At 65.1% G+C, this 11523-nt stretch carries 10 protein-coding genes and 1 tRNA gene; 10 read left to right on the forward strand and 1 reads right to left on the reverse strand.

The window, feature by feature from the left end; translation table 11 throughout:
• The first annotated feature begins 33 nt into the window (after positions 1-33).
• Positions 34-109: transfer RNA gene (locus ACSHSS_RS12560), tRNA-Ile, on the forward strand.
• Positions 110-406: 297 nt separating this feature from the next.
• Here the strand turns inward: ACSHSS_RS12560 and ACSHSS_RS12565 are convergent.
• Positions 407-1117: an IclR family transcriptional regulator gene (locus tag ACSHSS_RS12565; RefSeq protein ID WP_012217363.1), complete on the reverse strand. Its 711-nt coding sequence runs from the start codon at positions 1115-1117 to the stop codon at positions 407-409.
• A gap of 164 nt (positions 1118-1281) precedes the next feature.
• Between ACSHSS_RS12565 and ACSHSS_RS12570 the strand changes: the two genes are divergently transcribed.
• The 9 genes from ACSHSS_RS12570 (at position 1282) to ACSHSS_RS12610 (ending at position 11444) form a co-directional block, all read left to right on the forward strand.
• Positions 1282-1980 (forward strand): diguanylate cyclase, encoded by a 699-nt coding sequence (locus tag ACSHSS_RS12570; RefSeq protein ID WP_006414527.1) that lies wholly within the window; start codon positions 1282-1284, stop codon positions 1978-1980.
• A complete protein-coding gene (locus tag ACSHSS_RS12575) occupies positions 1980-2927 on the forward strand; it encodes a hydroxyacid dehydrogenase (protein WP_445545054.1) in 948 nt (315 codons plus the stop codon). Before ACSHSS_RS12570 ends, ACSHSS_RS12575 begins: the two co-directional genes overlap by 1 nt.
• Before the next feature lie 20 nt (positions 2928-2947).
• Positions 2948-3877: an SMP-30/gluconolactonase/LRE family protein gene (locus tag ACSHSS_RS12580; RefSeq protein WP_060145082.1), complete on the forward strand. Its 930-nt coding sequence runs from the start codon at positions 2948-2950 to the stop codon at positions 3875-3877.
• A gap of 86 nt (positions 3878-3963) precedes the next feature.
• Positions 3964-5343: an MFS transporter gene (locus ACSHSS_RS12585; RefSeq protein WP_123789046.1), complete on the forward strand. Its 1380-nt coding sequence runs from the start codon at positions 3964-3966 to the stop codon at positions 5341-5343.
• A gap of 46 nt (positions 5344-5389) precedes the next feature.
• Positions 5390-6541, forward strand: coding sequence for a porin (locus ACSHSS_RS12590; protein ID WP_445545055.1), 1152 nt, complete (start codon positions 5390-5392; stop codon positions 6539-6541).
• A 10-nt stretch (positions 6542-6551) separates the two neighbouring features.
• On the forward strand, positions 6552-7598 hold the full coding sequence (locus ACSHSS_RS12595; RefSeq protein ID WP_445545056.1) for an amidohydrolase family protein: 1047 nt from the start codon (positions 6552-6554) through the stop codon (positions 7596-7598).
• Entirely contained in the window at positions 7595-8875 is a 1281-nt protein-coding gene (locus ACSHSS_RS12600; protein WP_445545057.1) for an MFS transporter, read from the forward strand. Before ACSHSS_RS12595 ends, ACSHSS_RS12600 begins: the two co-directional genes overlap by 4 nt.
• Positions 8872-10110 carry an MFS transporter gene (locus ACSHSS_RS12605; RefSeq protein WP_060145078.1) on the forward strand — a complete coding sequence of 413 codons (1239 nt, stop codon included), beginning with the start codon at positions 8872-8874 and terminating at the stop codon, positions 10108-10110. Before ACSHSS_RS12600 ends, ACSHSS_RS12605 begins: the two co-directional genes overlap by 4 nt.
• An 11-nt stretch (positions 10111-10121) precedes the next feature.
• The gene (locus tag ACSHSS_RS12610; protein WP_035954244.1) at positions 10122-11444 is read left to right on the forward strand and encodes an MFS transporter; all 1323 of its coding nucleotides are present in this window, start codon (positions 10122-10124) and stop codon (positions 11442-11444) included.
• Positions 11445-11523 lie beyond the last annotated feature (79 nt).

An 11523-nucleotide genomic window follows, 5' to 3' on the forward strand; every position in this document is an offset into this window, starting at 1 on the left:
GGTGGCGCATGTAGCACGCTCCGCATTCCTCCAGGGCCTGTAGCTCAGCGGTTAGAGCAGTCGACTCATAATCGATTGGTCGCGGGTTCGAACCCCGCCGGGCCCACCAGTATTTTTCCTTTCCAGTCAACGCCTTACGAGATTCGCTCCTTGTCTTGGGGAGGTTTCCGGGAGGTAAGCGTGCTTTCGAGCCTCGCCATCTCGAGACTGTTCTGATTCGCGTCGTCCGGTCAATTGTGATGGAGTCGCGCGATTGTCGTTGAGAAGGAACGCACTTCCGTCGATGACGCGATCAAAAAAGCAGCCTATGTGCGGCATATCGATACGGACGCATTTTTCGACAAATTCGACGCCCTTGTTACGCTGCGGATGCGAGACCAAACACCGTCCAACAATCGCGTCCCGCTCAGAGCCCGTAAAACTTTTCGCAGAATGCCGCAGTAGCACCAAGCCTGCGAGACAGATCGGCTGCCGCGTCCAGTTGCACGCGATCGAGTTCGCCCGTTTCATGCGCCTGAGTGAGCCGCGATGCCGGTCCCGAAAGCGTCAGGGCCGCCATGAACTTGTCGCCGGCGCCGAAGATCGGGATCGCGAACGCCGCGGTATGAACGTCGCGCGCACCGGCCGTGAACAGCGGCAGCGCGGGCGGCTCGTCGTAGATCGGTTCCCCGAGTCCCCAGAATCGGATCACCTGACTGATCGCCGTGTCGTCGAGCGGGAAAGTCGTGCCGGCGACACGCGTCTCGCGCAACCCCTCCGACGGTTCCGCGCGGAACAGGCAAAGCCGCCGGCCGTTGTCGTGCACGTAGTACGATGCGCTTTCCTTCGTCTGCGCGGCGAGCGCGTGCAATGCGGGCTCGACGACCGACGACAAGTGGAACGACTGCTCGAACAGCTTGCCCAGATACAGCACGCGATGCCCGAGCGAGTAGTTCCCCGCCTGCGAACGCACGACATATCCCATTCGTTCCAGTGAGTTCATCAAGCGATAGACCGTCGTCTTGTGCATGCCGGACGCCTGCGCGAGCATCGCGAGCGACTGCGATTCTGCGCCGGGCTTGAAGCAGTCGAGTAGCGACAGCGCCTTTTCCACGGCAACTACCCCGTCATTTCCCATTCTTCGTCTCCGTTGGTACGCGACGATGATTGTACACAGTAAAACGATGGTTTACCACGTAAAAGGGTAAACGCTAGTGCCAGACGGCAGGTCATGTCGTTATAGTGATTTCACACTGTACACCAGCGTTGTACATCGTACAACGCGCAACATGAGGTCGAACGATGAGCAAGCCAGCCGTCAGCAGTTCTCCGATCAATCGCGACATCGAACGCGTGCCGCCCGAGCTCGTTCAGGCCGCCGCACGCTATCAAGCGGCGATCCTGGCCGATGTCGCGGGCCGCCGCGGCACCGTGCATGGCCGCGTGCGGCCGCTGTCGCCCACGATGAAGGTCGCAGGCCCCGCAGTCACGGTCGAAGTGCGCGCGGGCGACAACCTGGCGATCCATGCGGCACTCGCCGTTGCGAAACCGGGTGACGTCATCGTGGTCGACGGCAAGGGCGACATCTCGTGCGCGCTGCTCGGCGAAATCATGGCGACGCAGGCGAAGGCGAGCGGCATCGCCGGGATCGTCATCGACGGCGCGGTGCGCGACGCACACGAGCTGGCCAACGGCGACTATCCGATCTTCGCGGCCGGCCTCAATCCGTGCGGCCCGACGAAAAGCGTCGCGGGGCGCGTGAATGCGCCGATCTCGCTCGGCGGCACGGCCGTCAACCCGGGCGACCTGGTGGTCGGCGACGCGGACGGCGTCGTGGTCATTGCGCGCGCCGACGTCGCGCGCATCGTCGATCTCGCGCAGAAAAAGCTGGACGCCGAAACCGCGCGTATCGCGGCGATTCACAAGGGCGACGTCCGTCCGGGCTGGATCGAGAAGGAACTGCGCGCAGCCGGCATGCTGGCCGAAGGCGAGGCGCTGTGATGCAGACCGCTTCGCACAAGCCCGTGGTCCTCGTGACCGCCGCCGACCTTGCACCGCAAGCGCTCGAGATGCTTGCGCAGTTCGACGTCGTGTTCGCCGGCAAGCAGCCGACCGAAGACGACATCGTCGCGCTCTGCGTCAAGCACAAGCCGGTCGCGATCATCGTCCGGTACGGCAAGATCAACGCCCGCATCATGGACGCGGCCGAAAACCTGCAGGTGATCTCGAAGCACGGCAGCGGCATCGACGTGATCGATCAGGACGCTGCGGCCGCACGCGGCATCGCGGTGCGCGCCGCGGTCGGCGCGAATGCGGCTGCCGTCGCCGAACACGCGTGGGCGCTGATCCTCGCGTGCGCGAAGTCGGTTCCGCACCTCGATATGCGCATGCGCGAGGGCCATTGGGACAAGGCGACGCACAAGTCGGTCGAACTCGACGGGCGCACGCTTGGCCTCGTCGGACTCGGCGCGATCGGCCGGCGCGTGGCCGCGATCGGCGTGGCGTTCGGCATGAAGGTGCTCGCGTTCGATCCGTTCGCAAAGGAAGCGCCCGCCGGAGTGACGCTGGTGCCGCTCGACACGCTGTACGCGGAGTCGGATGTCGTCTCGATGCATTGCCCGCTGACGGCCGACAACCGCCGGATGCTCAACCGCGACACGCTCGCGCGCTTCAAGCGCGGGGCGATTCTCGTCAACACCGCGCGTGGCGGTTTGATCGACGAAGCTGCGCTTGCCGACGCGCTGACGAGCGGCGCATTGCGTGCGGCCGCGCTCGACAGCTTCGACGTGGAGCCGATGACATCGCCGCACCCGTTCCAGCAGCTCCCCAACGTGATTCTGTCTCCGCATATCGGCGGCGTGAGCGACGCCGCGTACGTGAACATGGGCAAGGGCGCGGCCGCCAACGTCCTCGCAGTGCTCGACGAACGCGCGCGCAGCGCGGCCTGAACCACAACATCGAGGTACGCATGTTTTATCTGACGAGCCCCGACGTGCGCGAAGCCGAAGTGTTCACGCGCATGCCGGAGAAGTTTCGCAAGCCGGACGTCCGCACGGAATGGGCGCGCGCGAATCGCGGCGGAATGGTCACCGATTCGTTTCTCGAAGGGCCGGTCTGGGATCCGGCCGGCTATCTGTTCGTTACCGACATTCCGCACGGGCGCATTTTCCGCATTTCGCCGTCCGGCGACTGGGATCTCGTCGTCGAATACGATGGCGAGCCCAACGGGATGAAGCGCTTCGACGCCTCGCATCTGATCATTACCGACTATCGAAACGGCCTGATGCTGCTCGATATCGCGCGCGGCGAGATTCGCCCGTATCTCGAGCGCCGCAACACCGAACGCTTCAAGGGCGTGAACGATCTGACGTTCGACTCGGCAGGCAACCTCTATTTCACCGACCAGGGGCAAACGGGACTGCACGATCCGACGGGCCGCGTCTATCGGCTGTCGCCCGACGGCAAGCTCGACATGCTGCTCGGCACTTGCCCGAGCCCGAACGGGCTCGTCCTGTCGCGCGACGAGAAGGTGCTGTTCGTCGCGATGACGCGCGGCAATGCCGTGTGGCGCATGCCGCTGCAGGCCGACGGGTCCGTCAGCAAGGTCAGCCAGTTCTTCACGTCATACGGGCCGAGCGGCCCCGACGGCCTCACCGTCGATCTCGAAGGCCGCCTGTTCGTCGCGAATCCAGGGCTCGGCCGCGTGTGGGTGCTCAACCACTGCGCAGAGCCCGTCGAGATCCTCACCGGACCGAAAGGCGCGTCGCTCACGAGCGTGTGCTTCGGCGGCGCCGACATGAAGACGCTTTTCATCACCGAATCGACGTCCGGGTCCGTCCTCAAAGCGCACATGAGCATTGCCGGCCCGCTGCCGAAACAGGCCGCGAAGAAGGACTGAGACCCGCGAACCGGGAAGCCGCTCGCCGGCTTCCTGCCCGCATGCCGAAAGATCGCGCCGTCAGCCGCGCGACGAAGGAGACAAGCATGACCATTTCGCAAGTGCTGCGTGCCGGCGACGACGCGCCGCACGCCGACGCGCCACCCACGGGGCGCCTCGCCGCCGAAGACTACGCGGCCAGCGAGCGCACGCTCGCCAAGGCATTTCGGCGCATTCTGCCGTTCATCTTCGTCTGCTACGTGATCAGCTATCTCGACAGGACCAATGTCGGTTTTGCCGCGCTGACGATGAACAAGGATCTCGGGCTCACGGCCGAGGCGTTTGGCTTCGGTGCCGGCCTGTTCTTCATCGGCTATTTCCTGTTCGAGATTCCGAGCAACCTGATCATGCAGAAGGTCGGTGCGCGCGTGTGGATCGCGAGAATCATGATCACGTGGGGCCTGTTCTCGATGGCGACGGCGTTCGTCGTCGGACCGAAGAGCTTCGCGGCTGCGCGCTTTCTGCTCGGGCTTGCCGAGGCGGGGTTCACGCCCGGCATCTATCTGTATTTCACGCACTGGTTTCCCGGCAAGTGGCGCGCGAAGGCGACGGCCGCCTTCCTCGTCGGCATTCCCGTCGCGAACATGATCGGCTCGCCGATTTCGGGTGCGCTGCTCGGACTCGGCGGTCTGCATGGGCTGCGCAGCTGGCAGTGGCTGCTGCTGATCGAAGGCGTTCCGGCGGTGATGCTCGGCATCGCATGCCTGTTCGTGCTGGCCGACCGTCCCGAGAAAGCGGCGTGGCTCAGTGACGAAGAGCGGGCGTCGCTCGCAAAGCGCCTCGCGTTCGAGCAGCGCGACATCGGCGCGAAGCACGGCAGCAAGCTGCGCGACGCGATGACGAACTGGCGCGTGTTCGTGCTCGCGTTCATCAACTTCTGCGGAATCGTCGGCTCGCTCGGCGTCGGCTTGTGGATGCCGCAGATCATCAAGCAGTTCGGTGTCGAACACGCGGTGGTCGGCTGGCTGACGGCCATTCCGTATGCCATCGGTGCCGTCGTGATGCTCTGGTGGGCGCGCGTCGCCAATCGCGCGGCCAGTCGCATTCCCTATGTCGCCGGCGCGCTGGCCGTCGCTGCCGTGGCGTTGTGCGCGAGCGCCTTCATTCATGCACCGGTGTTCAAGCTGATCGCACTGTGCGTCACGGTGAGCGGGATCCTCGCGTTCCAGGCGACGTACTGGGCGATTCCGTCGGGATTCCTCACCGGCCGTGCCGCCGCGGGCGGACTTGCGCTGATCGTGTCGGTCGGCAACCTCGGCGGTTTCGTCGGGCCGTCGATGATCGGTGCGCTCAAGCAGTTCTCCGGCGGCTTCACCGTGCCGCTCTTCGCCGTGTCGGGTGTGCTGTTGCTCGGCGCACTGACGATTGCATGGCTCGGCGATCCGGGCTCGGGCGCCGGCGAAGCGCCTGCAGCCCGCAAGACGTGAATCTTTATTCGTCAGACCTACCCACAAAAAATAGTTTGGAGACTCCATGTTGTCGAATCAGGCCAGCCAGAATGCCCGTCCGTCATCCTGCTTCGTGCTGGGCGCCGTCACCGTCGCGAGCGCGGCGTTAGGGTGCGGTGCCGTGCATGCGCAAAGCAGCGTCACGCTCTACGGCATTGTCGACGTCGGGATCGAGCACATCAACAATACGAGTACGGGCGGCGCGCAGACGCGCGAAGCGTCGGGCAATCTGTCCGGTTCGCGCTGGGGATTGAAGGGCGTAGAAGATCTCGGCGGCGGCATGAAGGCGATTTTCCAGTTGGAAGACGGCTTCAACGTCAATGACGGCACGACCGCGCAGTCGACGAAAGGCCTCGGTCCGAACGCCGCCACGACGTCGCGGCTTTTCGGCCGGCAGGCATGGGTCGGACTGTCGTACCGCGGTCAGCAGCTGACGTTCGGCCGCCAGAACTCGCTCTTCTACGAGCAGGCCGTGGCGTTCGATCCGATGGGCGCGTCGTCGCGATACTCGGTGCTGTCGCTCGACTACGCAGCGGCCGCGCGTATCGACAACTCGGCGAAGTACACGGGCGTGTTCGGGCCATTGACTGCGCAGGCGATGTATAGCACGCGCTACGACACCGGGTACGGCTCGGAGGTGCCCGGTGCGCAGCTCACCGGCCGCTTCTTCAGCGGCGCACTGACTTTCGCACAAGGACCGTTCGCCGCCAGCCTGTCGTACGAGCAGCGCAACAGCAATACCGTCGCGACGAACACGGGCACCGAACGTCGCGCAACGGCTGCGGCGTCGTACGCGATCGGCCCGGTGAGGGGCTTCGTCGGCTATCGATATCTGCGTGCATCGAATGCGTTCCTGCCGGCGAACCCGATTCGCGTCGCGAACGGTGCCGAGGCCAGTGCGGCCGGTCTGTACTGGGCCGGCGCGCAATACACGGTGTCGCCGGCGTTCGTGGTCACGGCAACGGCCTATTACCAGGACGTGCATTCGACCAGTGCCGATCCGTGGCTTGCCGTGCTCTGTGCGGACTATCTGCTGTCGAAGCGCACCGATATCTACGCGACAGCGGGTTTCGCACGCAACAAGGGCGGCTCCGCGCTCGGCGTAAACGGCTACGGCACGGTCGCACCCGGTCACAACCAGACGGGTGTGGTGATCGGCATGCGCCAGAAGTTCTAAGGCGACTGCCATGCAGAACGTCCATGCGCCGCATCTTCCCGTCAGGCCCGAGTGGCTTGCACGACGCGACGAGCCGGTGCTCGAACCCGCGCTCGCCATCGTCGACGCCCATCATCACCTGTGGGATCGCCAGACCGGGCGCTATCTCGCGGACGAGTTCGGCGCCGACGTGCGCAGCGGCCATCGGATCGTGTCGACGGTCTACGTGCAGTGCCGCTCGATGTTGCGTGCAAGCGGGCCCGATGCGTTCAAGCCGGTCGGCGAAGTGCAATTCGCGAGCGGCATCGCCGCGATGTTCGACAGCGGCGCATACGGCCCCGCGCGATGCTGCGAGGCGATCGTCGGCGGTGCCGACCTGTCGCTCGGCGCCGAACTCGACGCGGTGCTCGACACGATGCTGCAGGTGTCCGGCGGGCGGCTGCGCGGGATCCGCAATCCGCTCGCCTGGCATGCGAGCCCCGACGTGCGATCGAGTCCCGTGACGCCGCCGCGCGACCGGATGGCCGATCCGGCTTTCCGGCGCGGCGTGACGATGCTCGCGCGCTACGGGCTGTCGCTCGATGCCTGGGTCTATCACACGCAGCTCGAGGACCTGTACGAACTCGCGCGCGCATGCGAGGACGTCACGGTCGTCATCGACCATTTCGGTGGGCCGCTTGGCGTCGGCCCGCATGCCGGGCGGCACGCGGAAGTTCATGCGCAGTGGAAACGGCAACTCGCGCGTCTGGCCGCACTGCCGAATACGCGTCTGAAGCTCGGCGGCGCGGGCATGACCGTGTTCGGTTTCGACTTCGCCGCGCGCGACCTGCCGCCGTCGTCGCAGGAACTGGCGTCGGCGTGGCGTCCGTATTTCGACACCTGCGTCGAACGCTTCGGCGTCGATCGCTGCATGTTCGAAAGCAACTTCCCCGTCGACAAAGGGATGTTCAGCTATCGCGTGCTGTGGAACGCCTTCAAACGACTCGCGTCCGCGATGTCGGCCGATGAAAAGACCGCGCTGTTCAGCCGGACAGCGGCATCGACGTATCGCATCGCGATTCCCGGAGACAAGCCATGAAGACGAGTGCAACGGCAGCGACGCACGACACGGCGTCTGCCGCCGCGGATAAAGGGTTCGCGCGCATTTCCGGTATGGAGTGGCGTTCGCTGTCGCTCGCGGGGCTCGGCTGGACATTCGAGAGCTACGACTCGTTCCTGCTTTCGCTGTTGCTGCCGACGCTTGCGCTGCAGTTCGGGCTGAGCAAGGCGCAGCTCGGCATGTTCACGAGCGTGACGGCGGCCGGACAGATCGCCGGCGGCATTCTGTTCGGCTTCGTATCGGACCGGATAGGGCGCGTGCGCACCGCGCTGCTCTGCATCGGTATCTATTCGCTGTTCTCGGGCTTGATCGCGTTCGCACCCGATTCGCACTGGTTCGCGGCGTTGCGCTTTCTCGGCGCGCTTGGCATGGGCGGAACCTGGACGGCCGGCGCGGCGCTGATCGCGGAAACCTGGCACCCGAGCCGGCGAGGCAAGGGCGGTGCGCTGATGCAGATGGGCTTGCCGATCGGCGCGATTCTGGCGATCGCGATCTCGGGCATCGTCGGTGCCGCGCATGGCGGATTAGCCGGTGACGGCTGGCGCCTGCTGTTCCTGATCGGCGCGTCGCCGTTCTTCATTCTGTTCTGGGTCGCGCGCAAGACGCCGGAATCGCCGATCTGGCTCGAACGCAAGCATGCCAGGTCGTCGGTCCGCCAAGCCGACGCGGCAACGCACGAGAAGCTGAACGTGCGCGGCCTGCTCACTGCCTTCTGTTTCATCTTCTTTCTGCAGTACCTCTACTGGGGCGTATTCACATGGACGCCGACCTTTCTGGTCACGGTGAAGCATCTCGACTTCGTGCATAGCCTGAAGTTCGTGCTGGCGCTGCAGTTCGGCGCGATCACCGGCTTTCTGCTGTTCTCGGCATGGGTCGATCGGATCGGCCGTCGTCCGATGTTCCTGGCGTACCTGCTCGTCGGTGCAATCGCCGTCGGCGTGTACATCGTATCGGCGAATGCGTTGCTGCTGATGATCGCGATTTTTCTGACCGGCTTCAGCGTGAACGGCATCTTCGCGGGTGCCGGTCCGTTCCTCGCGGAGATCATCGGCAACACGGCGTCGCGCGGATTCTTCATGGGGCTCGCATACAACGGCGGCCGTCTCGGCGGCTTCATCGCGCCGTTGATCATCGGTGCGCTGGCGTCGACCTCGGGCGGCTTCGTGCTCGGACTCGCGACGACGATCGTCGCGTTCATCGCCGCGGCTGCAGTCGTGCTGTTCGCGCCCGAAACGCGCGGCAAGGCGCTGTCATGAACGTGGCAACGCAAGCGGGATGGGTGAGCAGGCTGTTTCCCGCGCTGTCGGAGGCATCGTTGCGGCGCTATCTGAGCGGGCAAGTCGCGTCGGTGCTCGGCAGCTGGACGCAGAACGTCACGCTGAACCTGCTGATCTATCACCTGTCCGGCTCGGCCGCGATCCTTGCGCTGCTCAACTTCCTGCTGTACGGGCCGCAGTTGATCGTCGCGCCCGTGGCGGGCGCGCGCATCGGCTCGACTAACGCGCGCCGCGTGACGCTATGCGTGCTGGCGACGTCGCTGCTGCTGACGAGCAGCCTCTTCGCGTTGTCGCTGCTCGGACTGCTCGGCGTCAAGCTGATCCTCGCCCATGCACTCGCGATCGGCGTGTCGAGCGCGGTCGAAACGCCGGCGCGGCAGGTGCTGCTGTTGACGAGCCTGCGGGATGCGACGCTGACCTCCAATGCAGTCGCGATGAACACGATGGTCTACAACGTCGGGCGCATGGTCGGCCCGACCATCGCCGGATTTGTTTATCCGACGCTGGGACCGAGGGCGTCGTTTGCGATCTACGCGCTCGCGCTGTGCTTCATGGCGGCGTGCGTGCGGTCGATCCGCACGGCATCGGTGAACCGCCCCTCGCGCGTGGAAAGCAGCCTGCGCGATGCGGTCGGCTATGTGCTGTCCGATGCGTTCTCGGCCCGCTATCTGCCGATTCTCGCGTGCATCGGCCTGTTCGCCGGCAGCTACCAGACGCTCGTGCCGCTGCTGGCCGACCAGGGTTTTCACGACGCGGCGCGCTTCACGGGCGTGTTCTTCGCATGCGCGGGCGCCGGCTCGTTGAGCGCGGCGGTGCTGCTGTCGTCGGCGTTCGGGCCGGGCGCGTCGCGCCGCTTCATCGCGTATGCACCCTGGACGGCAGTCGGCGCGCTGACCGTGCTGGCCGCGACGACCGATGCGGTCGGATCGATTCCCGCGTTCTACGCGCTCGGCTTCAGCCTTACGTTCGCGGCCACGTCGACGAACGCGACCATTCAGCGCCAGTGTCCGGAACACGTGCGCGGCGGCCTCGTCGGCATGTACGGCATGGCCTACAACGGCACGATGCCGTTCGGTTACCTGCTGGTCGGAAGCGCATCCGAGGCGCTTGGCGTGCGACACACATTCGCGGCGATGGCCGCCGTACTCGCGTGCGGCGTCATTGCCGTCATCGCGTGGCAACGGTTCACAGATTCGCGCTCAGGCGCACAATAAACGGAGACAACATGCAAACCGGTTTGATGGAAGCGTCCGCTATCGAGCGCCGGACGATGCGAAAGGTCGTCTGGCGACTCATTCCCTTTTTGATGATGTGCTACCTGCTTGCCTTTATCGACCGGGGCAACGTGGGGATGGCGTCGCTGCAGATGAACCAGGACCTCGGGATGTCGGCGCAGGTCTTCGGCTTCGGCAGCAGCCTGTTCTTCATTTCGTATTTCTTTTTCGAAGTGCCGAGCAATCTCGCGCTGCAGAAGTACGGCGCGCGGATCTGGATCGCGCGGATCATGATCACCTGGGGCATCGTGTCGGCGGCGACCGCACTCGTGCATAACGCGACGACGTTCTACGTGCTGCGTTTCCTGCTGGGTGCGGCCGAGGCGGGCTTCTTCCCGGGCGTACTGCTTTATTTGTCGTACTGGATCCCCGCGCAGTATCGTGCGCGAATCGTCGCGACCTTCATGGTTGCGATTCCGGCCGCGAGCTTCATCGGCTCGCCGATCTCCGCGCTGCTGTTGCAGATGGACGGTGTCTGGGGCCTGCGCGGATGGCACTGGCTGTTCATTCTCGAAGGCGTGCCGACCGTGCTGCTCGGCATCGCGTGCCTGTTCGTCCTGACGAACAAGCCCGACAACGCGAGCTGGCTCGACGACGACGAGCGAGCGTGGCTCTCCAGCGCGCTTGCCGCCGGCCACAAAACGCACAAGAAGGTGCCGTCGCTGCCGCTCACGCAGCTGTTCCGCAATCGCTACGTGCTGTGCCTCGCGCTCGTCGATACGTGCGCTTCCGCAGCCGGCAGCACGCTATCCGTGTGGCAGCCGCAACTGCTCAAATCGTTTGGCTTGACCGTCATGCAGACCGGTCTGCTGAACTCCGTGCCGTACGCAGCGGCCTCCGTCCTGATGGTTTACTGGGGCCGGCATTCCGACCGCGTCGGCGAACGGCGGTGGCACACGGTCGTCCCGATGCTGCTGATCGGCGTAGGCCTGTTCGCGACGTCGCTGAGCGGATCGCTGCTGCCCACGGTTTGCATGCTGTGCGCGGTGCTCGTTGGCGCGTATTCGTTCAAGGGCCCGTTCTGGGCGCTCGCGACCGACATGCTCTCCAACAGCACCGTGGCGGCCGGGCTCGCGACGGTCAATGCGATCGCGAACCTGCTTGGCGGCGGGCTGATGGTGAACGTGTACGGATGGGTGAAGTCGGCGACGGGCAGCTATGCGCTCGCGCTGATGCCGCTCGCGATCCTGACGCTCGTGAGCGTCGCGACGCTGCTGCTGCTCACGCGCAATCACTCAGCCGGGAAGCTGGTCGGCAAGACGGAGGCGATCTGAACATGGTGCGCTCAGCGAGACGCGATTTTCTCCGGATCGCCGGCGCCGCGCTGGCTTCCGCGGCATTGCCGAGTGTGGC

The sequence above is a fragment of the Burkholderia sp. BC1 genome (genome assembly GCF_052683555.1).

What these genes read in the sequence shown, in the direction of transcription:
- ACSHSS_RS12565 (WP_012217363.1), bottom strand. Translation starts at nt 1,117, where the DNA reads ATGGGAAATGACGGGGTAGTTGCCGTGGAAAAGGCGCTGTCGCTACTC.
- ACSHSS_RS12570 (WP_006414527.1), top strand. Translation starts at nt 1,282, where the DNA reads ATGAGCAAGCCAGCCGTCAGCAGTTCTCCGATCAATCGCGACATCGAA.
- ACSHSS_RS12575 (WP_445545054.1), top strand. Translation starts at nt 1,980, where the DNA reads ATGCAGACCGCTTCGCACAAGCCCGTGGTCCTCGTGACCGCCGCCGAC.
- ACSHSS_RS12580 (WP_060145082.1), top strand. Translation starts at nt 2,948, where the DNA reads ATGTTTTATCTGACGAGCCCCGACGTGCGCGAAGCCGAAGTGTTCACG.
- ACSHSS_RS12585 (WP_123789046.1), top strand. Translation starts at nt 3,964, where the DNA reads ATGACCATTTCGCAAGTGCTGCGTGCCGGCGACGACGCGCCGCACGCC.
- ACSHSS_RS12590 (WP_445545055.1), top strand. Translation starts at nt 5,390, where the DNA reads ATGTTGTCGAATCAGGCCAGCCAGAATGCCCGTCCGTCATCCTGCTTC.
- ACSHSS_RS12595 (WP_445545056.1), top strand. Translation starts at nt 6,552, where the DNA reads ATGCAGAACGTCCATGCGCCGCATCTTCCCGTCAGGCCCGAGTGGCTT.
- ACSHSS_RS12600 (WP_445545057.1), top strand. Translation starts at nt 7,595, where the DNA reads ATGAAGACGAGTGCAACGGCAGCGACGCACGACACGGCGTCTGCCGCC.
- ACSHSS_RS12605 (WP_060145078.1), top strand. Translation starts at nt 8,872, where the DNA reads ATGAACGTGGCAACGCAAGCGGGATGGGTGAGCAGGCTGTTTCCCGCG.
- ACSHSS_RS12610 (WP_035954244.1), top strand. Translation starts at nt 10,122, where the DNA reads ATGCAAACCGGTTTGATGGAAGCGTCCGCTATCGAGCGCCGGACGATG.